General features: G+C 65.9%; 24 protein-coding genes. 11 read left to right on the top strand and 13 right to left on the bottom strand.

From position 1 onward, the window contains the following. The first annotated feature begins 125 nt into the window (after window positions 1–125). On the top strand, window positions 126–644 hold the full coding sequence (locus tag LC060_RS06465) for an STM3941 family protein (RefSeq protein WP_226633745.1): 519 nt from the start codon (window positions 126–128) through the stop codon (window positions 642–644). Between the two features lie 342 nt (window positions 645–986). On the opposite strand, the gene gatB is transcribed toward LC060_RS06465, so the two are convergent. The 6 genes from gatB to rpsU form a co-directional block, all read right to left on the bottom strand. Next, entirely contained in the window at window positions 987–2483 is a 1497-nt protein-coding gene (gene gatB, locus LC060_RS06470) for an Asp-tRNA(Asn)/Glu-tRNA(Gln) amidotransferase subunit GatB (RefSeq protein ID WP_226633747.1), read from the bottom strand. A gap of 1 nt (window position 2484) precedes the next feature. Next, window positions 2485–3969, bottom strand: a complete 1485-nt coding sequence (gene gatA, locus LC060_RS06475; protein WP_226633748.1) for an Asp-tRNA(Asn)/Glu-tRNA(Gln) amidotransferase subunit GatA — start codon at window positions 3967–3969, stop codon at window positions 2485–2487. Window positions 3970–4075: 106 nt separating this feature from the next. Further along, window positions 4076–4378, bottom strand: coding sequence for an Asp-tRNA(Asn)/Glu-tRNA(Gln) amidotransferase subunit GatC (gatC, locus tag LC060_RS06480; RefSeq protein WP_148629203.1), 303 nt, complete (start codon window positions 4376–4378; stop codon window positions 4076–4078). Window positions 4379–4693: 315 nt separating this feature from the next. Further along, window positions 4694–5230, bottom strand: a complete 537-nt coding sequence (locus LC060_RS06485) for an FKBP-type peptidyl-prolyl cis-trans isomerase (protein ID WP_226633750.1) — start codon at window positions 5228–5230, stop codon at window positions 4694–4696. Window positions 5231–5246: 16 nt separating this feature from the next. After that, window positions 5247–5771, bottom strand: coding sequence for an FKBP-type peptidyl-prolyl cis-trans isomerase (locus tag LC060_RS06490; RefSeq protein ID WP_226633752.1), 525 nt, complete (start codon window positions 5769–5771; stop codon window positions 5247–5249). Between the two features lie 233 nt (window positions 5772–6004). Beyond that, window positions 6005–6211 carry a 30S ribosomal protein S21 gene (gene rpsU / locus LC060_RS06495; RefSeq protein WP_039391404.1) on the bottom strand — a complete coding sequence of 69 codons (207 nt, stop codon included), beginning with the start codon at window positions 6209–6211 and terminating at the stop codon, window positions 6005–6007. Window positions 6212–6478: 267 nt separating this feature from the next. Between rpsU and crcB the strand changes: the two genes are divergently transcribed. From crcB to LC060_RS06525, 6 genes are read left to right on the top strand one after another with little or no spacing between them, the layout of a single operon-like run. Then, the gene (gene crcB / locus LC060_RS06500) at window positions 6479–6883 is read left to right on the top strand and encodes a fluoride efflux transporter CrcB (RefSeq protein ID WP_226633760.1); all 405 of its coding nucleotides are present in this window, start codon (window positions 6479–6481) and stop codon (window positions 6881–6883) included. Window positions 6884–6886: 3 nt separating this feature from the next. Further along, entirely contained in the window at window positions 6887–8137 is a 1251-nt protein-coding gene (locus LC060_RS06505; protein WP_226633783.1) for an RluA family pseudouridine synthase, read from the top strand. 60 nt (window positions 8138–8197) lie between these two features. Then, window positions 8198–8848 (top strand): HAD-IA family hydrolase, encoded by a 651-nt coding sequence (locus LC060_RS06510; protein ID WP_226633785.1) that lies wholly within the window; start codon window positions 8198–8200, stop codon window positions 8846–8848. Then, window positions 8845–9102, top strand: a complete 258-nt coding sequence (locus tag LC060_RS06515) for a hypothetical protein (RefSeq protein WP_226633788.1) — start codon at window positions 8845–8847, stop codon at window positions 9100–9102. Before LC060_RS06510 ends, LC060_RS06515 begins: the two co-directional genes overlap by 4 nt. Before the next feature lie 6 nt (window positions 9103–9108). Beyond that, window positions 9109–9813, top strand: a complete 705-nt coding sequence (locus LC060_RS06520; RefSeq protein WP_226633790.1) for an ATP12 family protein — start codon at window positions 9109–9111, stop codon at window positions 9811–9813. A gap of 31 nt (window positions 9814–9844) precedes the next feature. Then, the gene (locus LC060_RS06525; RefSeq protein ID WP_226633792.1) at window positions 9845–10609 is read left to right on the top strand and encodes a hypothetical protein; all 765 of its coding nucleotides are present in this window, start codon (window positions 9845–9847) and stop codon (window positions 10607–10609) included. A gap of 220 nt (window positions 10610–10829) precedes the next feature. On the opposite strand, the gene LC060_RS06530 is transcribed toward LC060_RS06525, so the two are convergent. The 5 genes from LC060_RS06530 to LC060_RS06550 form a co-directional block, all read right to left on the bottom strand. Beyond that, window positions 10830–11411, bottom strand: coding sequence for an outer membrane protein (locus LC060_RS06530; RefSeq protein ID WP_226633794.1), 582 nt, complete (start codon window positions 11409–11411; stop codon window positions 10830–10832). Window positions 11412–12096: 685 nt separating this feature from the next. Beyond that, window positions 12097–12747, bottom strand: coding sequence for an ABC-type transport auxiliary lipoprotein family protein (locus tag LC060_RS06535; protein ID WP_226633796.1), 651 nt, complete (start codon window positions 12745–12747; stop codon window positions 12097–12099). Window positions 12748–12766: 19 nt separating this feature from the next. Beyond that, window positions 12767–13705, bottom strand: coding sequence for an MlaD family protein (locus LC060_RS06540; protein WP_226633798.1), 939 nt, complete (start codon window positions 13703–13705; stop codon window positions 12767–12769). 9 nt (window positions 13706–13714) lie between these two features. Then, a complete protein-coding gene (locus tag LC060_RS06545) occupies window positions 13715–14593 on the bottom strand; it encodes an ABC transporter ATP-binding protein (RefSeq protein ID WP_226633800.1) in 879 nt (292 codons plus the stop codon). Beyond that, window positions 14590–15702, bottom strand: a complete 1113-nt coding sequence (locus tag LC060_RS06550; protein WP_226633801.1) for an ABC transporter permease — start codon at window positions 15700–15702, stop codon at window positions 14590–14592. The genes LC060_RS06545 and LC060_RS06550 overlap by 4 nt, the downstream gene beginning before the upstream one ends. Before the next feature lie 216 nt (window positions 15703–15918). Here LC060_RS06550 and LC060_RS06555 point away from each other — a divergent pair, with 216 nt between their 5' ends. Further along, the gene (locus LC060_RS06555) at window positions 15919–18645 is read left to right on the top strand and encodes a valine--tRNA ligase (RefSeq protein WP_226633809.1); all 2727 of its coding nucleotides are present in this window, start codon (window positions 15919–15921) and stop codon (window positions 18643–18645) included. A gap of 257 nt (window positions 18646–18902) precedes the next feature. Continuing rightward, window positions 18903–19178 (top strand): hypothetical protein, encoded by a 276-nt coding sequence (locus tag LC060_RS06560; protein ID WP_039391387.1) that lies wholly within the window; start codon window positions 18903–18905, stop codon window positions 19176–19178. A gap of 4 nt (window positions 19179–19182) precedes the next feature. Here the strand turns inward: LC060_RS06560 and LC060_RS06565 are convergent, their stop codons facing one another. Continuing rightward, on the bottom strand, window positions 19183–19776 hold the full coding sequence (locus LC060_RS06565) for a twin-arginine translocation pathway signal protein (protein ID WP_226633811.1): 594 nt from the start codon (window positions 19774–19776) through the stop codon (window positions 19183–19185). A 252-nt stretch (window positions 19777–20028) separates the two neighbouring features. Here LC060_RS06565 and LC060_RS06570 point away from each other — a divergent pair, with 252 nt between their 5' ends. Both LC060_RS06570 and LC060_RS06575 read left to right on the top strand, forming a co-directional pair. Beyond that, window positions 20029–20772 carry a 7-carboxy-7-deazaguanine synthase QueE gene (locus LC060_RS06570; RefSeq protein ID WP_226633813.1) on the top strand — a complete coding sequence of 248 codons (744 nt, stop codon included), beginning with the start codon at window positions 20029–20031 and terminating at the stop codon, window positions 20770–20772. A gap of 45 nt (window positions 20773–20817) precedes the next feature. Further along, window positions 20818–22245 (top strand): MATE family efflux transporter, encoded by a 1428-nt coding sequence (locus LC060_RS06575; protein ID WP_226633815.1) that lies wholly within the window; start codon window positions 20818–20820, stop codon window positions 22243–22245. 72 nt (window positions 22246–22317) lie between these two features. Here LC060_RS06575 and LC060_RS06580 read toward each other — a convergent pair whose 3' ends face one another. Continuing rightward, entirely contained in the window at window positions 22318–23976 is a 1659-nt protein-coding gene (locus LC060_RS06580; RefSeq protein WP_413465100.1) for an ATP-binding protein, read from the bottom strand. Between the last annotated feature and the right edge of the window lie 26 nt (window positions 23977–24002).

The following is a 24002-nucleotide window of genomic DNA, read 5'->3' on the forward strand; positions in this document are numbered from 1 at the left end:
GATCAGTCGGAGCTTCCAGCCCCGGTTTCATAACGAGTGCTGAAGCCGTCGAAATATTTGGCCCGAGGCCAGCCCAGCAGCATCACTCCATTGCGTATATTCGCGGTAGCTTTACATGAAGTTGAATGGATGATTTCGTCGCACATACCTCGCGCTGGCGGGCCGCACTTATTGTCGCCACTTCGCTCGGCTTTGTTGCAATCGGAATATGGATGGCAGGATTGGTAGGACCGGTCCCGGTTACACGCAGAGCTGGCCTGTTGATGACCGAGATTTGGGGGTGGTTCTGTATTCTTTTCTTCGGAATGTGTGCGATTGGTGGCGCAAAGCTTTGGTGGACGAATGCTGAGCGCCTTCACATCAGTCGGTCAGGTATCCGGTGGGCAGGGTGGTCCAATCAGACCATCCCATGGGAAGAGATTAGTGACGTGACGGAATGGCGGCACAAAGGCACCAAATCTATCATATTGCATCTGCGCGATCCGTCGCGCTTTCCGGTGGAGGGTCCTGCAGTCCTAACAGGACTATCAGGGCGCGCAAACCGGGCGATCACTGGGGGTGATGTTTCCATCACATTGTTGGGAACTGATCGCAAGTTCGACGAGGCCATATTAGCCATCGCAACGTTTAGAGCTGACCGCTAACATCCGCTTTCCACCCCATCCCGACTGCTGGCCGCTCGGATAGCAAGCCTAACCGGACAGGCCGCTTTCTGGCGCGCCAGATCGGCCCGCGAACGACCGATAAGGGCGCAAAGCCGAAAGAGGGCGCCACCAGTCGGAAGGACCTGCCCTCTCCGATGCCGGGAGCGCGAGGGCGATGGCCCTCGCATGGGCTTTGCCTTCCCTTTCTTCGCGGGTGTTTCGCGTAACGGCCCTATCCTGGCGCTGACGGCGACGTCGCGTGGAGCGCACATCCGACCTAGCCACGAAAAAGCCCCGGTGGAACGATCCACCGGGGCTTTTTGGTGTGCCGAACGGGCGAGATCAGCCGAGCTTGGCTTTCAGGATCTCGTTGACGACCTGCGGGTTGCCCTTGCCCTTCATGGCCTTCATCGTCTGGCCGACGAAAAAGCCGAAGAGCGCGACCTTGCCGCCCTTGTACTGTTCGACCTTGTCGGCGTTGGCTTCGAGGACCTTGTCGATCTCGGCCTCGATGGCGCCGGTGTCGGACTCCTGCTTGAGGCCTTCGCGCTCGACGATTGTCTCCGCCTCGTCGCCGGTGTCGAGCATGATTTCGAGGACCTGCTTGCCCGCCGAACCCGAAATCGTGCCCTTGGCGATGAGTGCCAGAAGATCGCCGCCCTTTTCAGGGGTTACGGGCGATTCCTCAAGGCTGGTGCCCAGCTTGTTGAGCGCGCCGAACAGTTCCGAGATCAGCCAGTTGGCGGCCTGCTTGGACACCTCGGCGGGCGCCTTGCCCGACGCCTTGGCGGTTTCGGCCAGAAGGCGCTCGAACCACTTGGCGGTGTCGACGTCGGCGGTCAGCACCTGTGCGTTGTAGGCCGAGAGGCCCAGCTCGTTCTCGTAGCGCGCCTTCTTCGCGTCGGGCAGCTCGGGCAGCGAGTTGCGGCAATCCTCGAGGAAGTCGTCTTCCAGGATCAGCGGCAAGAGGTCGGGATCGGGGAAGTAGCGGTAATCGTGCGCGTCTTCCTTCGAACGCATCGAGCGGGTCGAGCCGGTATTGGGATCGAACAGGCGCGTTTCCTGCACGATCTTGCCGCCCGCTTCCAGCACGTCGACCTGGCGCATCGCCTCGTGCTCGATCGCCTGCATGACGAAGCGCACCGAGTTCACGTTCTTGGTCTCGGTACGGGTACCCAGCTCCTCGCCCGGCTTGCGCACCGAGACGTTGACGTCCGCGCGCATCGAGCCCTGGTCCATGTTGCCGTCGCACGAGCCCACGTAGCGCAGGATCTGGCGCAGCTTGGAAACGTAAGCCCCGGCCTCGGCGGGCGAAGTCATGTCCGGGCGGCTGACGATTTCCATCAGCGCCACGCCCACGCGGTTGAGGTCGACGTAGGACATCGTCGGGTGCTGATCGTGCATCAGTTTCCCTGCGTCCTGCTCGACGTGGATGCGCTCGATGCCGATGACCTTGTCTTCGGGGATCCCCGCCTTCTCGTCGGCTTCGATGACAAGCTGCCCCTCACCCACGATCGGGTGGTAGAGCTGGCTGATCTGGTAGCCCTGCGGAAGGTCGGCGTAGAAGTAGTTCTTGCGGTCGAAGCGCGAGTATTTGTTGATCTGCGCATTGATCGCCATGCCGGTGCGCACCGCCTGGCGGATGCACTCCTTGTTGGGCACGGGCAGCATGCCGGGCATCGCCGCGTCGATCAGCGCGACCTGCGTGTTGGGCTCGGCGCCAAATTCGGTCGCCGCGCCCGAGAACAGCTTGGCCTGCGAGGAGACCTGCGCATGGACTTCAAGGCCGATCACGACCTCCCACTCGCCCGTTGCGCCCTGAATACGATAGGTGCTCATATTACCACCACTTCTCCGGCTTGGCCGTAAACTGTGCGCGCTGCTCGAGCGCGAGACCTGCGTTGAGGACGCCCTGTTCGTCGAACGCCTTGCCGATGATCTGGAGACCCAGCGGCAGACCGTCCTTCGAGAGCCCGGCGGGCACCGACATGGCCGGAAGGCCCGCCAGCGACGCGGGGACCGAGAACACGTCGTTGAGGTACATCGAAAGCGGATCGTCGACGTTCTCGCCCAGCGCGAAGGCCGGGGTCGGGGTCGTCGGCGCGAGGATCACGTCGCATTCCTCGAAGGCCTTCTGGAAGTCCTGCGAGATGAGCGTGCGCACCTTCTGGGCCTGCGTGTAGTAGGCATCGTAGAAGCCCGCCGAGAGCACGTAGGTGCCGATCAGGATGCGGCGCTTGACCTCGTCACCGAAGCCGGCGGCGCGGGTGGCGGCGTACATGTCCTGGAGGTTCGCGCCCTCGGGAAGGTCGCGCAGGCCATAGCGCACGCCATCATAGCGCGCGAGGTTCGAGGACGCCTCGGCCGGTGCGATGATGTAATAGGTCGGCAGCGCGTACTTGGTGTGCGGCAGCGAAATGTCGATGACCTTCGCGCCCGCGTCCTTGAGCCAGGCAACGCCCTGGTCCCACAGCGCGACGATTTCGGCGTCCATGCCGTCCATGCGGTATTCGCGCGGGATGCCCACGGTCTTGCCCGAAAGATCGGCCGAGAGGAGCTCCTCCCAATTGGGCACGGGCATGTCGAGGCTGGTCGCGTCCTTGGGATCAAACCCGGCCATGGCTTCGAGCATGATCGCGCAGTCGCGCGTGTCCCGCGCCATCGGGCCCGCCTGGTCGAGCGAGCTGGCAAAGGCCACGACGCCCCAGCGCGAGCAGCGCCCGTAGGTCGGCTTGATGCCGGTGGTGCCGGTGAAGGCGGCGGGCTGGCGGATCGAGCCGCCGGTGTCGGTGCCGGTCGCCGCCGGAGCGAGACGGGCCGCCACGGCCGCCGAGGAACCGCCCGAGGAACCGCCCGGTGCCAGCTGCGCGTTCGAGCCGGCCTTGCGCCAGGGCGAGATCACGTTGCCGAAGTAGCTGGTCTCGTTCGAGGAGCCCATCGCGAACTGGTCAAGGTTGAGCTTGCCCAGCATCCCTGCGCCCGCGTTCCACAGGTTCTGGGACACGGTCGATTCGTACTGCGGCTTGAAGCCTTCGAGGATGTGGCTGGCGGCCGTCGTCTGCACGTCGAAGGTCGCAAAGAGGTCCTTCATGCCGATGGGCACGCCGCCCATCTTGCCAAGGTCCTCGCCCTTCGCGCGCTTCGCGTCGGTGGCCTTGGCGGCGTCCAGCGCCATTTCGGGAGTGGCGACGATGAAGGCGTTCAGGGCCTCCTGCGCGGCCGCGACGTTGGCGTTGAACGCCTCGGCCACTTCCACGGCGGTGAAGTCACCGGCTTTCACGCCGTCGCGGATCTGCGCGACGCCAAGTTCTGTAAGATCGGTCATTGGTTCTCACCTGTCGCCCGGGCACAGAGGCGCGCCGCAGGGCAGATAGCAAGCGGGCTTCCCGGCTGTGCGGGAAGGACGAAAGGGTGGGCGGATGCCCGCCAGGTCACTCGATGACCTTGGGCACACCGAAGAAGCCGTGCTCGGCCACCGGCGCGTTGGCGAGGACTTCCTCGCGCTTGCCGCCGCCGGTCAGCGGATCGGCATCGACCACGTCCTCGCGCAGGCGCAGCGTGTTGGGGATCACCGCGGTCATCGGCTCGACATTCGAGGTGTCGACCTCGCCGAGTTGCTCGACCCAGTTGAGGATCCCGTTGAGCTCGGGCACCATCGCCTCCAGCTCACCCTCGGTCACCTTGATGCGGGCAAGGCTCGCGATCTTCGCAACGGTTGCGGTATCGACCGACATGACGTTCCTTTTCGAAGGTTGTTCTCTTCACGGCGGCGAACACGCGCCGCGCAGCAGGCCAAAGCCGCTAGCACCGGCGGGCCCGCGCTTCAAGCGGGAGAGGGACGGGGCTGGAACAGGGGACGGCAGAAGGACACAGCCTCTTCAAGGGGTCATCACCCCTTGACCCCAAAATCGGCAGCCCCGCCTTTCTCAGCCAGGGCGGCGCGACAAAGGTGAGCTGGACAGTTCGGGGAGCCCGAGGGCGATGGCCCTCGGATCTGTCTTTTCCGAGTGTTCTGCTTTTGCCGCCCACTCTTACTGGAGGAAGGTGGCCTACTTCTTCGGCTCTTCCTTGGCGTCCCCCTGCGCCGCCTCGATGCGCGCTCTCGCCGCGGCTTCCTGCTCGGCGCGGATTGCGGCCATCATCTCGCGGATCTCGTGCGGGGTCTTGTAGTCGATCAGGTCGACTTCGAAGACGAGCTTGGAATTGGGGGGGATCGGGCCGGACTGGCGCGCGCCGTAGCCCAGTTCGGGCGGGATGGTCAGGCGGTAGCGCCCGCCGCGCTTCATCTGCATGAGCCCCTGGGCAAAGCCGGGGACGACGCCGTTGAGGTCCATCGGCACGCGCTCGTTGGCATCGAACACCGTGCCATCTGTCAGCATGCCCTTGTAGTTGACGAGCACGAAGGAGCCGGCGGGCGGCGGATCGCCCTCGCCCTCCTGCAGTGTCTCGACGATGACTTCGGGCTCGGCCTCCTCGGGGGGAACCGGGGTGGTCGCGGCCTCCTGGGCCCGCACCGCAGCGGCGCTGCCCGGAACGAACAAGACCGCCGCGGCCAGGGCGGCCACAGCGGTCGTGATGCTCTTCATTGCGGGAAGCTCCGACTTACTCGGAGGGAGCCTCGGGCGCGCCCGGAGCGCCGCCCTGCATCTGCTGCATCTGCATCATCTGCTGCATCATGCGCTGCTGCTGTTCGATCTCGGCCTTGCTGCGGAAGTCGAGCAGCTCGATCTCGAAGGTGAGGTCGGTGTTGGGCGCGATCTCGCCCTGGCCCTTTTCACCGTAGGCCAGCTCGGAGGGGATATCGACGGTGTACTTGCCGCCCGCCTGCATCTTCTGCAGCGCGGTCGAGAAGCCGGGGATCACGCCGTCCAGTTCCATCGGGACCTGCTGGGCCTCGTCGAAGACCTTGCCGTCGGGAAGCGTGCCCTTGTAGTTGATGAGAACCATGTCCTCGGTCGTCGGCGAGGGGCCGTGGCCTTCGGTCAGGGTCTTGACGTGGACCTGCGCGGGCATCGCGGCATAGGCAACGCCGGCACCGGCCAGCGCGAGAGCAAGCGCGCCCACCCAGATCTTCGACAGGGAGCCCTTCTTGACGGGCTGGAGCGGGACGCGGGTGATCTCAGTCATCGTATCGTGTGGCCTCGTGACGAATGTGTGCCGCAGACTCGGCACATGTGCGCAGATAGCGCCCCCAAGCCTCTGCGCAAAGCCACCTTTTTCAAGGGTTGCCAGATGCACCAAGGGCGCGAACCGGTTACGGTCGCGCCCTCATGGCTCAAGCGGCCCCGGCATTCAAGTCCAAGGCCTGTATCGAGGTGCCCGAACGCGCACCAACAGATGCACGTTCGGCAAACGCCGTCTTACTTGACGCCGTCACGCTCCATGCGCTTGCGCTCGAGCTTGCGAGCGCGACGCACGGCAGCGGCCTTTTCGCGGGCGCGCTTTTCCGACGGCTTCTCGAAGTGGCGACGCAGCTTCATTTCGCGGTAGACGCCTTCACGCTGCAGCTTCTTCTTGAGCGCACGAAGGGCCTGGTCAACATTGTTGTCGCGAACCATGATCTGCATAAAACTACCACACCTCAAAAATACGAACGAAGCCCGTCCCACACCTCCTACATGGCGAGACGAACCGCGAATCAAATGGAACCAAAAGCGCCGAATCCCGCTAAAGGTCCGACTGGGTTGGTGGCGCCAATATCAAAGTGACGCGCCCAAGACAACCCAAAGACTCCCCAAAAGCCCCAAAACCGCCAAGAACCGGGCTTTAGCCACCTCGCAAGCGGCGCAAGCAGCGATTGGAAATTGCGCGAATCGCGGGTAAGGCGGGCCTCTATGCCCCAACCATCCTTCCTTGCCGCCTCGCTTTTCGTGGCGCTGGGCGGCGGAACCGGCGCCTGGCTGCGGTTTCTCGTCGGCCGCGCCTGGACCGCCGCGCTCGGCTCCGCGCGCGCGGGAGTCTTCCCGTATGGCACGCTCACCGTGAATGTGCTGGGCTCGCTCTTCATGGGACTCCTCATCGGCGCACTTGCACGCTATGGGAGCCACGGCGAAGGCACCCGGCTGTTCATCGCAGTCGGCCTGCTCGGGGGGTTCACCACCTTCTCCTCGTTCAGCCTCGACTTCATCACCATTCTCGAGCGCGGGCAACCTGGCCTTGCCGCGCTCTATGTCGGCGCCTCGCTGCTTGCAGGGTTCGCCGGATTGTTTCTGGGCCTCCTTATCATGCGGAGCATCTAATTCATGGCCGGTAACGACGACATCGTCCGCCAGTTCACCGTCGGCCACGACGACGAGGGCGTGCGCCTCGACCGCTGGTTCAAGCGCCACCTGCCCAAGGTCGGCTTCGCGATGGTCTCGCGCTGGGCGCGCACCGGCCAGATCCGCGTCGACGGCAAGCGCGCGGACGTGGACACACGCCTCACCGCAGGCCAGGTCCTGCGCGTGCCCCCCGGCGGCGAGGCCAGGCCCGGCGGCAAGGCGCCCCGCCCCAAGCGCGAGCTGACCGAGGAGGAACTCGAACTCGCCGATCAGATGGTGCTGACGCAGGACCGCGCCGCCATCGTCCTCAACAAGCCTCCGGGCCTCGCCACGCAGGGCGGCTCGGGCATGAAGCAGCATGTCGACGGCCTGCTCGACGCCTATGCCCCGGACGGTCCGCGCCCCCGCCTTGTCCACCGCCTCGACAAGGACACCTCGGGCGTCCTGCTCATCGCGCGCACGCCGGGCAGCGCCGCCTACTTCTCCAAGCGCTTTTCGGGGCGCTCGGCCAAGAAGATCTACTGGGCGCTGGTCATGGGCGTGCCCAACATCGATGATGGCATGATCGAACTCCCGCTCGCCAAGCAGCCGGGCACCGGCGGCGAAAAGATGCACGTCGATGAGGAGAACGGCCAGAGCGCGCGCACCCGTTTCCGCGTGCTGGACCGTGCGGGCAACCGCGCGGCCTGGGTCGAACTGCACCCGCTCACCGGCCGCACCCACCAGCTGCGCGTCCACATGGCCGCGATCGGCCACCCGATCGTGGGCGATGGCAAGTACGGCGGGCAGGACGCGTTCCTGTCGGGCACGATCAGCCGCAAGATGCACCTGCACGCGCGCCGCCTCATCATCGAGCACCCCGATGGCGCCCCGCTCGACGTGACCGCACCGCTGCCCGAGCACTTCGCCAACTCGATGGAGAACCTGGGCTTCGACGAGGCCGACGGCGCCGAGCTGCCCCCCGGCCCCGCGCCCTTCACCAAGGAAGATGAAAAGCGCGTCGCCAAGCAGCACTCCAAGCAGATCCGCAAGGAGCGCCGGGGCGAGCGCCGCACCCGCACGGTCGGCCGTTCGGACGAAGGCGGTCGGGGCCCGCGCGCCGGTGGCGGTAAGGGCAAGACGCCGGGCAAGGGCCTGCACAAAGGCCCTCCGGGCACCCGCGTGCCCAAGAAGTCCGGCCCCAAGAAGGGCAAGGGCAGCCCCGTCCCCAAGGGCAAGGCGCCCAAGCGCTGAGGCCCCACGTGCTGATGCCCCACGTGCCGATGCCAAAGTGCTGAGAAAGGAAACGCGCCGATGAAACTGGCGGTCTTCGATTGCGACGGCACCCTGATCGACGGGCAGGCCGCGATCTGCGAGGCGATGGAGGCCACCTTCGCCGCGCATGATCTGACAGCGCCCGCGCGCTCGACGATCCGCCGCGCGGTCGGCCTCTCGCTGCCCCAGGCGATGCGCGCGCTGCTCCCCGAAAGCGACGGCGAGCAGCAGCACGCCATGGCCGAGACCTACAAGCTGGCCTTCCGCCAGGCCCGCACCGAAGGCCGGGTTTCGCAGCCGCTCTTCGAGGGCATCCGCGAGACCCTCGAAGCGCTGAAGGCGGCGGGCTGGACGCTGGCGGTCGCCACCGGCATGTCCGACCGCGGCCTTGCCCATTGCCTTGCCAATAACGGCATCGCCGAGCTCTTCGTCAGCCTCCAGACCGCCGACCGCCACCCCTCCAAGCCGCACCCCGCGATGCTGGAGGAAGCCATGTTCGAGGCGGGCGCCAACGCCGAGCAGACCGTGATGATCGGCGACACCGCCTACGACATGGAGATGGCGAAGGCCGCCTGGGTGCGCGGCGTGGGCGTCGACTGGGGCTACCACCATCCCGAAGAGCTGATGAAGGCGGGCGCGGAATTCGTCGCCGAAACGCCCGGCCAGCTGCGCGCGCACCTGCTGGCATGAGCGCGCCCCCGCCCTCCCCCTCCGGCGCGCCCGATCCCGCCGCCCGGCGCTTCTTCATCATCCAGGCCGTGCGCCTTCTGGGTGTGGCCTGCGTGGTCGTGGGCATCCTCATCGCCAAAGGCGGCCTCTTTGCGCCCGCCCCGCCGGCGCTGGGCTATGTCCTTGTCGCCAATGGCCTTGTCGACCTCTTCCTCATCCCCGCCCTCCTCGCCCGCAAGTGGCGCAGCCGACCGGGCGACCAACCAGAGAGCTGAAGTTTCGTGAAACGTTTCTACAAGGAAGTGACCGCCACCCCGCTCGAGGACGGCTCGGGCTGGTGCGTGCGCCTCGATGGCCGCGCGATCAAGACCGCTGGCGGTCGCCCGCAGATCGTGCCGAGCCAGGCGCTCGCCGAGGAACTCGCCGCCGAATGGGCCGCGCAAGGCGAAGAGATCGACACCGCCCGCTTCGTCACGCGCGACCTTGTCGACTTCGCGCTCGACGCCGTGGCGCCCCAGCGCGAGACCGCGCTCGCCGAACTGCTGCCCTACGCCGAGACCGACACGCTGTGCTACCGCGCCGATCCCGACGAGGCGCTCTACAAGCGCCAGCTCGCGGTATGGGAGCCGATCCTCACCGCCACCGAAGCGCGTCTGGGCGTACGCTTTGCGCGCATCTCCGGGATCATCCACCGCGCCCACCCGGAGGAAACCCTCAGCCGGATCGCCGGGGAACTGGCGCGCCACGATGCCTTCACTCTCGCTGCGCTCAAGATGATGGCAAGCCTGGCGGCCTCGCTCATCATCGCGCTCGCCGCGCTCGAGGAGGAGGCCGATGCGGCCGCGCTGTGGCAGGCGGCAAACCTGGAAGAAGACTGGCAGGTGGAACTGTGGGGCGAGGACGCCGAGGCGGCGGAGAACCGCGCCGCGCGCCTTGCCGCCTTCGAACTCGCCATGCGCGTCGCCAAGCTCGCAAAGGCGCGCTGATCGCAGGGGCTTACCCCCCTGCCCTGCGCGCATGAAGATCATCTTCAGCCGCAAGGGCTTCGACACCACGGCGGGCGGGGTCCCCTCGCCCATCGTGGACGGCGCGCCTGTCTCACTCCCGATCCCGACGCCGGGCCGCTCGGCCACGACCTACGCCCGGCGCGGACTGGGCGATCTGGTCGAGAAAGTGACCCGCGGGCGCATTCCCGCCGACGCGCTGTGCCATGATGACCCGATGTTCGGCCTCTCCCCAAAGGGAGAGGAACTGTGCTGGTTCGGCCAGTTCGGCGCCGCCCAAGGGCATCTGGCCAAGCACGGCGTGGGGGTAGGCGACCATTTCCTCTTCTTCGGCCTCTTCGCCGACCCGGACACGGGCGAGCGCCACCACCGCATCTTTGCTCATATGCAGGTGCGCATGACCGGTGCGCCTCAGGACCTGCGCGCCCGGCCCGACTGGCCCGAGCCACCGCTCCCCCATCCCCACGAGATCGGGGAATGGAGCGCCAACAACAGCTTGTGGATCGGACCCGGCACCTGCGCCAGCACCGCCGACCCGGCGCTGCGCCTGACCACGCCAGGCGGCCCGCTCAACCTGTGGGACGTGCCGCCCTGGCTCAAACGCCGCGGGCTTACCTACCACGAGCGCCCCGAACGCTGGAAACGCGCGAGCGCCCACCACGGCCCCCGCCTCGATTCCGCAAAGCGCGGGCAGGAATTCATCTGCGACATCGGCCGCGCGGAGGCCCCGCGCGCGTGGCTGGCCGAGATCGTGGCGCGCATTGAGGGGGAAGGGTGAAAGAAGGCAGAACCTTTCAAGGGGCCATCGCCCCTTGACCCCGGAATCGGCTACCTCACCTTTCTCAGCCCGCGAAGCGCGAGAGCCCTGAGGTAGACAGTTCGAGGAGCCCGAGGGCGATGGCCCTCGGATTCAATGCTTCTTCGCCTTTACTTCGCACATGAAAAAGCCCGCCCCGGCAAAACCGGAGCGGGCCCTCTTCTTGAGCCTGTAAGAAGGATCAGAACTTGGTGCCGACAGCCAGCACGCCCTGGTGGCGGCTGTAGTCCGAACCGTAGTTCGAGTAGCGGTATTCCGCCTTGATGAAGAGATTGCTGGTCACGTCGTACTCGTAGCCCGCGCCAAGGCGGAAGCCGTTGAGCGTGTCGTGCGCACCGAGGTCGCTGAAGCTGCCGAGCGCCTGGCTCGCGGTCTCGCCCTTGTAGCTCACGCCGACGCGGGTGTTGGTGTAACCACCCAGCACGTAGAGCTTGTTGCGCGCGCCCAGGTTGGTGCCGAGGCGGACGACAGCGGCCAGATCGCGACGGGCTTCGAGGCAGGCGCGATCGCCAGCTTCGAGAACATCATGCGCGCAGTCGCGGGCCGAGCTGTCACCGTAGCTGCCCTGCACGCCGACGAAAAAGCTGTTGGAGAGCTGGTAGTCGTAACCTGCCGACACACCGTACTGAACGCCCGCCTCGGAATCGCCGTCGTGCTGCGCCACGTCGAGACCACCTTCGATCTGCACGAACGCCTGGGCGTTGGCAGCAGCGGGGAGGGCGAACAGTGCAGCACTGGCAGCGAGAAGAGCAATCTTCTTCATTGTAAACTCCTGAAAACCTGCCCTTATCTGGTCACGTGGCCAGCGGGCCGCCGCCACATACGCCTCGACGTCCCCGGCGCAATGCCCCGCCCCCCATTCCGCCCTGTCACGGCCGGGAACTGTGTCCCGGGGAACACACCCTGATTTGTGACCACATGTGCGCAGAGCCCGGCTTTCCGCCAAAAATGCCGCCCACGCCAATTTCGCGCCGAGTAGCTGTAATTTTTTTGTCATGAAGGGTCTTTAATTCGCAGAATGGACACCTATGTTTTTGATATTGCAGAACTTGCTGTTTACAATTCTGCAACAGAGCGAATCACTCGCTCCTCCCCCACATTGACGGTTTTACGTGATTCGAGCCCATTTCGCGCGCTTGCGCCGCCTGCATGCGCGTACGTAATCTGACGATTGGGAAACGAACCAGACATACAAACGGGCCGCTGAGCGTCCGCCAAGGGAAGGAAGGGGGGCTTTTCAAGGGGCCATCGCCCCTTGCCCCCAAACCGGGCAACCTCACCTCCCTCAGCCAACGCGGCGCGAGAGCCTTGAGCTTGACATGTCGCCGGAGCTCAAGGGCGATGGCCCTCGGAACATCCCCTTTCCCAATCCCCAAACGACAAGAGCCCCGCTCCTTTCGAAGCGAGGCCCCTGGCTAATCCTGTGCGAAGGATCGTCGCGGCGGCGATCAGCCCTCCTTGACCCAGGCTGCAACTTCGCCCGCGACCTGGTTCGCGGCGCGGTTGAGCGCAGGCCCCACGGCTGCGGCCTCGGCCGCGATGCCGGGTACGACCGCCTCGAAGCGGCGGCGCTCCAGTTCCTCGTTGCCGCGCTGCCAGCGCACCGCGTCGTAGCGCACGATCACCGAACTGGTCTGCGCGTCGTAGCCCATGTCCCGCAGGCGCCCGCCGATGAAGGTCTTGCCCTTCACTTCGTAGTCCGCGCCTTCCAGCACCATCTGGTCGGTGTCGGCGCGGATCGTTTCAGCGAGGAGCGTACGGAACAGGCGCGTGGGCTTCTCGATCCAGCCCGCGCCCTTGAGATAGGCGATATTCGCCGGGTCGATGCGCACGGGCACGCGCAGCGCTTCGAGGCTGCGCTCGGTCTCGGGCTCGAGCACCACGATCGCATCGGAGAGCTTGCCGCGCGCGACCGATCCTGCAGGCGCGCTGTGATCGGCGGTCAGGCGGATGAGCGTGTCTGGCACCTCGGGGGCAAAGCTGACACAGCCCGCGAGCGCGAGGCTCGCCGTGGCGGCGGCCGCGCCCAGGCGCCAGCGCCCGAAAGCCAGCGCGCGCGCGGGGGAGGACATCCAGGAGTGGCTTTTCATCGTCATCATCGTCTCGTCCTTGCCCGGCTCAGGGCTTGTAGTCGGGCAGCTTCTGGCCCTTGAGCAGGGCACCGGCCCCCTGTTCCTCGATCGTCTCGGTCACGTTGCGCAGCGCCCGGCTGGTCGCGCGAAGGTCGCGGATCGCGGATTCGGCGGCGGGCAGCGTGCTCTGCGACACCTGATCCAGCGCGGGCTGCGCGTGGGCCATCGTCTCGTTGAGCTGGTCCATCGATTCCTGCGCGGACTTCAAGGTCTTGCGCATCTGCTCGGCGAGCGAGGTGCCCTTCGATCCGAGCAGGTCGTCGGTCTTGTTCGCCACGCCCTCGAAAGCGGCCAGCGTCTTGGTCGCCTGGTCGAGCGTGCCCTGCAGCTCGGCCATGGCGCCGCGCATCTGCGGGGTCGCCTGCGAGAGGTCGCGGGTCATCTTCTCGGTGTTGGCGAGAATGCCCGTGATCGAGCGGCGGTTGTCGGCCGACATCAACTGGTTGAGGTTTTCGGTCAGCGTCGCGAGACGCTCCATCAGGAGCGGCGCGTTGGCCAGCACCTCGGAGAAGCCGCCGCGCTTGGTCGGGATCACCGGTACGCCTTCGGGGCCGGGCTCCTCCAGCAGCGGCGCGCCCTTGACCGCGCCTTCGAGCTGGATGTCCGAAACGCCCGTGAAGCTGCCCTGGATCGTGGCGGTCGTGCCCACGGTGATCGGCACGCGCTCGTTCACCTTGACGCGCACGCGCACGAAGCTGGGGTCCTTGGGCCACAGTTCAATCTGCGAGATCTGGCCCACCGGCACGCCCGAGAAGTTCACTTCCGAGCCCAGCGCCAGGCCGTCCACCGACTGGGTAAAGAAGATGTCGTACTGCTGCTGGTCACCCTCGTTGAGGCGCGCCAGCCAGACGACGAAGCCCGCGGCAAGCGCCAGCAGGATGAGGGTGACGGCCCCGACCCAGACGTGATTGGCTTTGGTTTCCATGGTTGTGCCTTATGCCCCCGCTTCTCGGGTTGTGTCACTCCCGCCGGTGTCCGCGCTTTCGGGCGCATCCTCCACGGCGGCGTCGATCCGGGGGTCCTCCTTGCCTGCAAGCGCAGCGCGCCCGCGCGGGCCGTTGAAGTATTCCTGGATCCAGGGATGGTCGAGCGCGAGGAGTTCCGGGATCGTGCCCACCGCGATCACCTTCTTGTCCGCCAGCACCGCCACGCGGTCGCAGATCGCGTAGAGAGTGTCGAGGTCGTGGGTGATGAGAAAGACGGTAAGCCCGAGCGTTTCCTTCAGCTCGCGCGTGAGATTGTCGAACGCGGCCGCCCCGATGGGGTCGAGCCCGGCGGTCGGCTCGTCGAGAAAGAGCAGTTCGGGATCGAGCGCGAGCGCGCGGGCAAGCCCGGCGCGCTTCTTCATGCCGCCCGAAAGCTCGCTCGGGAACTTGAAGGCGGCCTCGTCGGGCAGGCCCGACAGGCGCACCTTGAAGCGCGCGATCTCCTGGCGCAGCTGGTCGGAAATCTCGGGGTAGAACTGCTTGAGCGGCACTTCCACGTTCTCTCCCACGGTGAGCGTGGAGAACAGCGCGCCGCCCTGGAACAGCACGCCCCAGCGCGAGCGGATGTCGATGTCGTCCTCGACGCCGCCGGTCATCATGTCGTGGCCCAGCACCTCGACCTCGCCGGCAGAGGGCTGCTGCAACCCGATGATCGAGCGCATCAGCACCGACTTGCCGGTGCCCGAGCCGCCGACCACGCCCAGGACCTCGCCGCGGCGGACCTTGAGTTCCAGCTCCTCGTGGATGACGTGCTCGCCAAAGGCATTTGTGAGCCCGCGCACCTTGATCGGGTAGTCCCCCGTATAATCGTCGGTAAGGTCGGTCATTTCCAGCCGAGCTCCGTGAAGAATACGGCGAAGAAGGCATCGAGCACGATCACGGTGAAGATTGCGGTGACCACGGCCTGCGTGGTGCGTGTGCCCACTTCCTCCGCGTTACCCGAGACGCGCATGCCCTGGTAGCAGCCCGCGAGCGCCACGATCAGGGCGAAGACCGGGGCTTTGATGAAGCCGATCCACACGTCGGTCAGCGGCACCACTTCCTGGGTGCGGCGCAGGAAGGCGAAGAAGGGAATGTCGAGCGCGAAGTTCGAGATGAACGCGCCCCCGATGATCGAGCAGATCGCGGCGTAGAAGCCCAAAAGCGGCATCATGATCATCGCGGCCAGCACGCGCGGCAGGACCAGCGCCTCCATCGGCGAGACACCGATGGTGCGCATCGCGTCGACTTCCTCGGTCAGCTTCATCGTGCCGATCTGCGCGGCGAAGGCCGAACCCGAGCGGCCCGCGACCATGATCGCGGTCATCAGCACGCCAAGCTCGCGCATGGACAGGCGGCCCGTCAGGTTGATGGTGTAGAATTCCGCGCCGAACTGGGCGAGCTGCACCGCGCCCTGCTGGGCAATGACGATGCCGATGAGAAAGCTCATCAGGCCCACGATCCACAGCGCGTTAACGCCCACGTGCTGCATGTGGTGAACCAGCGCCTTGCCGCGAAAGCGCGAGGGGTGCGCGATGGTGGTCCCAAAGGCGCAGATCAGTTCGCCCAGGAACCCGACCGTCTGGCCAAAGCCCCGGCCCCAGCCGCTAACGAGAATGCCCAGTTCGCCCACGCTGCGCTGCACGAAGGGCAGGCGCTCGGGCGGCGTTTCCGCATCGTCGACATCGCCGATGGCCTTGAACAGGCGCTGGGCGCGCTCGCTCGCCCCACTGATCTCGATCCCGCGCTCGTGCGCGAAGTCGAGCGCAATCCAGGCGCCGGTGGTGTCGATGTCGGTGAGGCCCGAGATATCGAGGCGCGAATAGGTGCCGTCGAGGTCCTTCAGGCGCTTTTCCAGATCGCCGATGGCGTGGACGCGCAGCGAGCCGCTCAACGCCAGTACCGGCGCCTTGCCCCCGTCGCTCTCCGACACCGTGAAATCAGCCCATTGTCGCATGTTATCTCGTGTGCGCCCGTAATGGGGAAGAACACCCTCCCCGGCAAGTGGTTCCCGGTCAGCGACGAAATGCGCCGCCGAGGGCGCATACCGCCCTGTGATTGCCGCTATGTGGCAGGCCGATAAGGCAAAACTGCGGCAGTGGGAACCGCTTGCGGTTGCAATCGTGCAACTGGCCGCTTGCGCAAGGGGAAAGGCGCTGGCAAAGCCCGCCCCATGACCGAGACCACGCCCGAAACCACGCCGGAAAGCACCCTCGACAAGACCTTCGATCCCGCCGCGATCGAGGCCCGTTGGTACGCGCACTGGGAAGAGACCGGCCTCTTCCGTCCCGAGCGCCCCGACGCGCAGCCCTTCACCATCGTCAACCCGCCGCCCAACGTGACGGGTTCGCTGCACATCGGCCACGCGCTCGACAACACGCTGCAGGACATCGTGATCCGTCACGAACGCCTCAAGGGCAAGGACGCGCTGTGGGTGGTGGGCACCGACCATGCGGGCATCGCCACGCAGATGGTGGTCGAGCGCCAGATGGAAGCGAGCCAGGACAAGCGCACCAACTATTCGCGCGAAGGCTTCGTCGAGAAGGTCTGGGAATGGAAGGCCGAGAGCGGCGGCACGATCACGCGCCAGCTGCGCCGCCTGGGCTGCTCGATGGACTGGAGCCGCGAGCAGTTCACCATGGACCCGCACTTTACCCAGGCCGTGGTCAAGGTCTTCGTGGACCTCTACAACGAAGGGCTCATCTACCGCGACAAGCGGCTGGTGAACTGGGACCCCAAGCTCAAGACCGCGATCTCCGACCTTGAAGTGGAGACCAAGGAGGTTAAGGGCGGCTTCTGGCACTTCAAGTACCCGCTCGCCGACGGCGTGACGCTGGATAACGGGCAGGACTTCATCGAGGTCGCGACCACGCGCCCCGAAACGATGCTGGCCGACATGGCGGTCGCCGTGAACGCCGAGGACGCGCGCTACAAGAGCGTCATCGGCAAGGAGATCCTCCAGCCGATCACCGGGCGCCGCTTCAAGATCGTCGCCGACGAGCACGCCGATCCCGAACTGGGCTCGGGCGCGGTGAAGGTCACCCCGGGGCATGACTTCAACGACTTTGAAGTGGGCAAGCGCGCGGGCTTCAAGCCGGCCGAGATGCTCAACATGTTCGATGCCGACGCCAATGTCGTGCAGACCGAGGACGGCCTCGTCCCCGAGAAGTATCTGGGCATGGAACGCTTCGCCGCGCGCGAGGCGATTGTCGCCGAGATGAAGGAACTGGGCTTCCTCATCCCCCATGTCGTCACAAAGACCAACAAGGACGGCGAAACCGAAACCACCGAGATGGACGCGGAACCGCGCACCATCCAGACCCCCTACGGCGACCGTGGCGGCGTGGTGATCGAACCCTGGCTGACCGACCAGTGGTACGTCGATGCAGCAACGCTCGCCAAGCCCGCCATCGCGGCGGTGCAGGACGGCGACATCGAAGTCGTCCCCAAGACCTGGGAAAAGACCTACTTCAACTGGATGGACAACATCCAGCCCTGGTGCGTCTCACGCCAGCTCTGGTGGGGCCACCGTATTCCGGCGTGGTATGCGCAAGATGGCAAAGTCTACGTCGCCGAGACCGAAGAGGCCGCGCAGGCGCTTGCGGGCGACGGCGTGGCTCTGACCCGCGACGAGGACGTGCTCGACACTTGGTTCTCCTCGGCGCTGTGGCCGTTCGCGACGCTGGGCTGGCCGGAGAAGACCGACCTCCTCGCCAAGCACTACCCCAACGATCTCCTGATCTCGGGCTTCGACATCCTGTTCTTCTGGTGCGCGCGCATGGCGATGCAGGGCCTGCACTTCATGGACGAGGTGCCCTGGAAGAAGCTGTACCTGCACGGCCTCGTGCGCGCCGCCGATGGCGCGAAGATGTCGAAGTCGAAGGGCAACGTGGTCGATCCGCTGGGCCTTATCGACCAGTACGGCGCCGACGCGCTCAGGTTCTTCATGGCCGCCATGGAAAGCCAGGGCCGCGACATCAAGATGGATGACAAGCGCATCGAGGGCTACCGCAACTTCGCCACGAAGCTGTGGAACGCGGCGCGCTTCTGCCAGTCGAACGGTGTCGTCGCCTCGACCTCCGTCGCCGCGCCCGCCGCGACCTCGGCGGTCAACCGCTGGATCATCGGCGAAGTCGTCGAGACCGTGGCCGAGCTCGACAAGGCCATGGCCGACATGCGCTTCGATGCCGCCGCGAACGCGATCTACCACTTCGTGTGGGACAACTTCTGCGACTGGTACATCGAACTGGTGAAGGGCAACTTCGACGAAGAAACCCGCGCCGTCGCCGGCTGGGTGCTCGACCAGATCCTCGTCATGCTCCACCCCTTCATGCCCTTCGTCACCGAAGAGCTGTGGTCGAAGATGGGCGCGCGCGAGGCGGACCTCATCGTCTCGGCCTGGCCCGCTCCCGAAGCGGACGTCGACGCCGCCGCCAAGGCCGAGGTCGAGTGGCTGATCGCGCTGATCGGCTCGCTGCGCGGCGCCAAGGCGGAACTGGGCATTGCGCCCGGCGCCCGCCTCACCGCCTACATCGCGCAGGTCTCGGACGCGACGCGCGCCATCATCGGCGCCAACGCCACCGTGATCGACCGCCTCGCGCGTCTTGATGCAATCCACTTCGAGGCCGCCCCCGCGGGGCCGGTCCTGCAGGTGGGCGCGGGCGATGCGATGCTGGCCATTCCCCTGGAAGGCGTGATCGACATCGCGGCGGAAAAGAGCCGCCTCGAAAAGGCGCTCGCCGCCTCGCAGAAGGAGGCCAAGGCGCTCGACGGGCGCCTCTCGAACCCCAAGTTCGTGGAAAAGGCCAAGCCCGAAGCGGTCGAAAAGGCCCGCGCCGACCACGCCCACCACACCGCCGAAGCGCAGCGCCTCGCCGCCGCGCTGGAGCGTCTGGGCTAAGGGTAAAGTCCCATAAGATGCCGGAAGGCCCGCGAAGCTATGCCCGCTTCGCGGGCCTTTCTTTTTTGAAGAAACAAAGGCGATTCAAGGGATTTACCATCCCTTGACCCTGTATACCCGGCCCCCGCAGTGGGCGCCGGACGCGGCAGGAACGAACCACGATAGACAGTTTGGGGAGCCCGAGGGCGATGGCCCTCGGACCTGATCTTTTCTTCCCCCGAACTTGCTTTTGCTCTCTCACGCGATAGGCCGGAGCCATGATGGACATTCCCTGGGACCAGCCCGCGACGCTCATCGATCTCGACGGCAAGACGCCGGTGATCGGATCGTTCCTCGAATGCGTGATGCACTTCTCGCTGTTCAAGCCCTTCGCCAAGGAGCAGGCGCGCATCCTCTTAACGCGCCCCGTCTTCAAGCCGGGCCGCAAGACCCGCGCCTGGATTTTGAACCCGGACGAGATCGAGCTGATCGTCGACCGCCTCAACCGCGAGCGCGCCGAGGGCAAGGACCTCCCCCCGCACCCGGGCGGCTGAACGCTCAGTCCTTGGCGGTGAGCGCGTCCCAGTTCGCCCAGTCGATGGTCCGGCCTGGATAAGCGACGCGGGTGAAGGGCCAGTCCTTTGCCATCCAGCCGCGCACGAAGGCGTAGAGTTCCTCCTCGAACCCGGCCTCGTATTCGGCCTTGGTCACCCACAGGCGCACCACCGCGTCGTAGCCGGGGACGGGGCTGGGCTGGACATAGACACAGCCGCGTTCACGTGTGCCGTCGGGGGTGAGGACGGCGTAAGCGAACGAGGTGCGCGCGGCAAAGCGGGCCTGTTCGGTCTCCATGTCGGTCAGGGCCTCGGCATCGGTGATGCCTTCGTGCGGCCAGGCGGTGCTGCGGGTAAAGGTCTGCTGGAGGTGCGCAATCGAGGACATGTAGGCCGCCTTGTCGATCGCGGCGAGGTCGGGGCCTAGCGGCACGATCTGGAAGCCCTTCCCTTCTACGCGCGTCGGCACCGTGAAGTCGGCAGGTACAAGGGATGGCTTGGCCGGTGCCTCGGCCGTCACGGCGGTGGTGCTGACAGAGGCTGCCCCCGCGCTCAGCAGCACCGCGAGTCCCGCCAGCGCCCGTCCCAGTCCCGCCATGTCTTCGCCTCCGCTTCGTTATCACCAATTGCCGCATTGGTAATATCGAAAGGAGGGAAAGCAAAAGCATTTTCCTACACGCGCCAAACCTGACACAGTCCCGGCCATGCTGCCCTGCCCGCGAATTTTCTTGCAAAACCGCGCAAAAGCGCCTCTTGGGCGGCCTTGCAGGTGCCCCCCCCTGGACAGTGTCAACCGTGTCAACCTGCCCCACCCCGTAACCATCCCCTTTTCGCGACTGAAGCGCCTGCCATGCTGACCCTTGCCACCACCAGACCTGGAGAACCGGAAATCTTCGCCTCGCTGCAGGGCGAAGGGGCGAGCGTGGGCAAGCCCAGCACCTTCGTGCGCCTCTCGCGCTGCAACCTCGCCTGCCACTGGTGCGACACCGCCTACACCTGGCGCTTTTCGGGCGACAACCGCCCGCACACCGACGGCCTCGACTTCGCGCGCGAGGCCAACCAGGTGAAGCTGGAGGAGGCCGAGGTCGCGCAGATGGTCGCCGCACTGAAGCCCGACCGGCTTGTCCTTACCGGCGGCGAACCGCTGCTCCAGGGCGCGGCGCTGGCGCGCATGGTGGAGGCGCTCAAAGAGCTGCGCCCCGGATTCCACATCGAGATCGAGACCAACGGGTCGGTTGCCCCGCATCCCGCGCTCGATCCCCTGATCGACCAGTTCAACGTCAGCCCGAAGCTGGCGCACAGCGGCAACCCGGCCAGACTCGCCCTCATCCCTGAGCGCCTCGCCGCCTACGCCGCCGATCCGCGTGCCTACTTCAAGTTCGTGATCGCCGAGCGATCAGACATCGAAGAAGTTCTTGGCCTTGTCGCGGCCCACTCCATCCTGCCCTCGCGGGTCTTTCTGATGCCGGAGGGGCGCGACAGCGCGACCTTGCGCGCACGGGCACGCTGGCTCGGCGACTTGTGCGCGGACCACGGGTTCAACTTTACCGACCGCCTCCACATTCACCTGTGGGGCGACACGCGCGGCACCTGAGCGATGGCGCACCATCGCGCACCGGGCGCCGCATCTGGGGGACATATGAACGAAGCATCGCCGATACCCGAAGGGGAATGGGAACCGGGTGAGGACGCCGCCCACCCGCCCAAGGCCGGGGCGATGCAGGGGGACCTGACGCAGGGCCCGATCCTGAAGACGCTGATGCTCTTCTCGCTCCCGATGCTGCTGTCCAACGTCCTCCAGACGCTCAACGGCTCGGTCAACGCGATCTGGGTCGGGCGCCTGATCGGCGAGAGCGCTCTGGCCGCGACGGCCAACGCCAACGTCATCATGTTCCTGCTCTTTGCCGCCGTCTTCGGCTTCTCGATGGCGACCACGGTGCGCGTCGGGCAAAGCTTTGGCGCGCGTGACCTGGTTGCCGCACGCCGCACCTTCGGCAGCGGCGTCGGTTTCTGTTCGCTCGTCGCCGCGCTCACAGGGATTGCCGGCTGGTTCCTTGCCGACACCCTGCTTGACCTGATGAGCACGCCGGGCGCCAGCAAGGCGCAGGCGCTGGCCTACCTGCAGGTGATCTTCATCACCCTGCCCTTCGGCTCGGTCTCGATGATGGTGTCCATGGGCATGCGCGGCGCGGGCGATTCGCGCAGCCCGCTCTACGCCATGATCATGGTCGTCCTCCTCGACATCGGCCTCAACCCGGTGCTCATCATGGGCGCAGGGCCGCTGCCCGAGCTGGGCATCGCAGGCTCGGCCATCGCCACGGCCATCGCGAACCTGGGCGGTCTCGTCTTCCTTATCTGGCGCATCTACCGCCACGACCTGCCGATGCGCCTGCGCGGCCCGGAACTCGGTTTTCTGCGCCCGCGCCGCGACGAGCTGGCCTACATCGTCACCAAGGGCCTGCCGATGGGCGCGCAGATGCTGCTCGTCTCCTCGGCCGGGCTCATCATGATCGGCCTCGTCAACCAGCTCGGCCTCAACGCCTCGGCGGCCTACGGCGCCTCGCTGCAATTGTGGAACTACCTGCAGATGCCCGCCTTCGCGATGGGCACCGCGGTCAGCGCCATGGTCGCGCAGGCGATCGGCGCGGACAACCACGAACGCGTCGATGCCGTGGCCAATGTCGGCATGATCGCCAACCTCGTGCTGACAACCGCGATGGCCGCTCTGATCGTGGGTTTCGACCGCCCGCTGCTCTCGCTGTTCCTGGGCTGGGACAGCCCGGCGATGCCGATTGCCGAGCACATCCAGCTGATCTGCACCGCCTCGTTCGTGATCGTGTCGGTGACGATGATCATGCAGGGCACGCTGCGCGCCTATGGCGTCGTCATTGCCCCGCTCATCATCATGGGCATCGGGCTCTATCCGGGTCGCCTGGGCTTCTACTACCTGCTCGAACCGCAACTGGCGGGCGATGCGGTCTGGTGGTCCTTCCCGTTCGGCTCGGTGGTCACCGTGGCGCTGACCATGGCGTACTACCGCATGGCCAACTGGCGAAAGAGCCGCTGAGAAACGAAAGAGCGCGCGAAGGGAAAGTCCCTCGCGCGCCCTGACTCCTGAAATCCCGAAGAAACGGGAGGCTCAGCGCCCCTGCGCGCGCCAGCGCTGGACGGTGCGCATGACCATGTCCTCTTCACCGCCCGCCTGGCTCCACAGGTCGGTAAAGGACGGGTCGGCCGAGGCCGGGCGCTTGTACTCTTCCAGATCGTCGAAGCGCACGCGCATCGGGATCGCGGTGCCCTCGCCGCAGATGATGCACTCACGGTTGCGCAGGGCCGGGATCGAGTCGAGGAAACCGCGCGCGCCTTCGGGCATGGCCGCGCGCACGAAAGCCTGGTCGCGGTCGTTGTTGAGGCGCATCGAGATGATCGTGCCGCACTGTGAGAGCACGCCCTCGGCAAGGTCGGAGGGGCGCTGGGTGATAAGGCCCAGAGAAATACCGTACTTACGCCCTTCCTTGGCGATGCGCGACAGGATGCGCCCGACCGAAGAGCCGTCTGCGTTGCGCTCGTTGGGGACGTAGCGGTGCGCTTCCTCGCAGACGAGGAGGATCGGGCGGGTCTGTTCATCGCGCGCCCAGACCGCGAAGTCGAAGACGAGGCGTGAAAGCACGGCAACGACGGTGCTGGTGATCTCGGTCGGCACGCCCGACACGTCGATGATCGAGATCGGCCGCCCGCGCGAGGGCAGGCGGAAGATCTTGCCGATGAAGTCGGTCATCGTGTCGCCCACCAGCATGCCGGAGAACATGAACTGGTAGCGCGGGTCGGTCTTGAGCTCATCGAGGCGGTTCTTGATGCGCATGTAGGGCGCGCTGGAATGGCCCTTGTCGAGCTTGCCCATCGCGTTGTTGAGAATGTTGGAGAGGTCCGAGAGCAGGTAAGGGACGGGCGAATCCACGGTCAGCTTGCCCAGCTTCTCGGCCAATCGGTTCTTCGAGCGGGCTTCCAGCAGCGCGCGTCCGAGAATCTCCGAATCGAGCTGCCGCTCATCCCCATGGGTCGAGAGGAGGATCTCGCAATGCTCCTCGAAGTTCATCAGCCAGTAGGGCATCTGCAGGTTCGAGACATCGAGGATGATGCCCGAATTGCGGAACGCGGCCGAGTACTCGCCGTGCGGGTCGACCATGATGATGTGGCCTTCGGGCGCATGTTCGCAGATCCGGTGAAGGATCAGGGCGGCGCTGGTCGACTTGCCGGTACCGGTCGAGCCGAGGAGGGCAAAGTGTTTGCCGAGCAGCGCGTCCACGTAAAGCCCTGCTCGGATATCCTTGGTCGGAAAGACCTTGCCGATGCCGATGCTCGCGCGCCCGTCACTGGAATAGATCTGCTGGAGGTCCTGGCTGGTCGCAGGATAGACCGGCGCTCCGGGAATGGGGTAGGCCGTGACACCGCGGCGGAAACCGTGGATACGGCCGGTCAGGCGTTCTTCCTCGCCTTCGCCGAGGAAGTCGACATCGGCAACGATCCCCCCGCTGACATTCCCGTCCTGCTTCTGGTTGCGCACGCTGGCAAGGAGCCAGCCGTTGCCCACGCGCACCTTGACCTGGCTGCCGACCTGCCCGGAGATCGAAACCGAGGGGTCCTCTTCCTGGGCAATATCGGTGAGGCGGCCGAGGTCAAAGGCGATACGGCTGCCCGAACCGCCGATCTCGACGATGTAGCCGATCGGCTCGCGCGCCGAGGAACTCGCCTGCGCAGCGGCTCCACCCGGCGCCGCACCGAAACCACCCATATCCATCTGATTCATCGCACACCGAAAGCTGC

Origin of the sequence: Novosphingobium profundi (genome assembly GCF_020524485.1) — a bacterium.
Classification (GTDB): domain Bacteria; phylum Pseudomonadota; class Alphaproteobacteria; order Sphingomonadales; family Sphingomonadaceae; genus Novosphingobium; species Novosphingobium profundi_A.

Bases quoted from the DNA above. Each gene is read 5' to 3' on its own strand.
- LC060_RS06465 (WP_226633745.1), top strand. From the start codon at position 126: ATGGATGATTTCGTCGCACATACCTCGCGCTGGCGGGCCGCACTTATT.
- gatB (WP_226633747.1), bottom strand. From the start codon at position 2,483: ATGAGCACCTATCGTATTCAGGGCGCAACGGGCGAGTGGGAGGTCGTG.
- gatA (WP_226633748.1), bottom strand. From the start codon at position 3,969: ATGACCGATCTTACAGAACTTGGCGTCGCGCAGATCCGCGACGGCGTG.
- gatC (WP_148629203.1), bottom strand. From the start codon at position 4,378: ATGTCGGTCGATACCGCAACCGTTGCGAAGATCGCGAGCCTTGCCCGC.
- LC060_RS06485 (WP_226633750.1), bottom strand. From the start codon at position 5,230: ATGAAGAGCATCACGACCGCTGTGGCCGCCCTGGCCGCGGCGGTCTTG.
- LC060_RS06490 (WP_226633752.1), bottom strand. From the start codon at position 5,771: ATGACTGAGATCACCCGCGTCCCGCTCCAGCCCGTCAAGAAGGGCTCC.
- rpsU (WP_039391404.1), bottom strand. From the start codon at position 6,211: ATGCAGATCATGGTTCGCGACAACAATGTTGACCAGGCCCTTCGTGCG.
- crcB (WP_226633760.1), top strand. From the start codon at position 6,479: ATGCCCCAACCATCCTTCCTTGCCGCCTCGCTTTTCGTGGCGCTGGGC.
- LC060_RS06505 (WP_226633783.1), top strand. From the start codon at position 6,887: ATGGCCGGTAACGACGACATCGTCCGCCAGTTCACCGTCGGCCACGAC.
- LC060_RS06510 (WP_226633785.1), top strand. From the start codon at position 8,198: ATGAAACTGGCGGTCTTCGATTGCGACGGCACCCTGATCGACGGGCAG.
- LC060_RS06515 (WP_226633788.1), top strand. From the start codon at position 8,845: ATGAGCGCGCCCCCGCCCTCCCCCTCCGGCGCGCCCGATCCCGCCGCC.
- LC060_RS06525 (WP_226633792.1), top strand. From the start codon at position 9,845: ATGAAGATCATCTTCAGCCGCAAGGGCTTCGACACCACGGCGGGCGGG.
- LC060_RS06530 (WP_226633794.1), bottom strand. From the start codon at position 11,411: ATGAAGAAGATTGCTCTTCTCGCTGCCAGTGCTGCACTGTTCGCCCTC.
- LC060_RS06535 (WP_226633796.1), bottom strand. From the start codon at position 12,747: ATGATGACGATGAAAAGCCACTCCTGGATGTCCTCCCCCGCGCGCGCG.
- LC060_RS06540 (WP_226633798.1), bottom strand. From the start codon at position 13,705: ATGGAAACCAAAGCCAATCACGTCTGGGTCGGGGCCGTCACCCTCATC.
- LC060_RS06545 (WP_226633800.1), bottom strand. From the start codon at position 14,593: ATGACCGACCTTACCGACGATTATACGGGGGACTACCCGATCAAGGTG.
- LC060_RS06550 (WP_226633801.1), bottom strand. From the start codon at position 15,702: ATGCGACAATGGGCTGATTTCACGGTGTCGGAGAGCGACGGGGGCAAG.
- LC060_RS06555 (WP_226633809.1), top strand. From the start codon at position 15,919: ATGACCGAGACCACGCCCGAAACCACGCCGGAAAGCACCCTCGACAAG.
- LC060_RS06560 (WP_039391387.1), top strand. From the start codon at position 18,903: ATGATGGACATTCCCTGGGACCAGCCCGCGACGCTCATCGATCTCGAC.
- LC060_RS06565 (WP_226633811.1), bottom strand. From the start codon at position 19,776: ATGGCGGGACTGGGACGGGCGCTGGCGGGACTCGCGGTGCTGCTGAGC.
- LC060_RS06570 (WP_226633813.1), top strand. From the start codon at position 20,029: ATGCTGACCCTTGCCACCACCAGACCTGGAGAACCGGAAATCTTCGCC.
- LC060_RS06575 (WP_226633815.1), top strand. From the start codon at position 20,818: ATGAACGAAGCATCGCCGATACCCGAAGGGGAATGGGAACCGGGTGAG.
- LC060_RS06580 (WP_413465100.1), bottom strand. From the start codon at position 23,976: ATGGATATGGGTGGTTTCGGTGCGGCGCCGGGTGGAGCCGCTGCGCAG.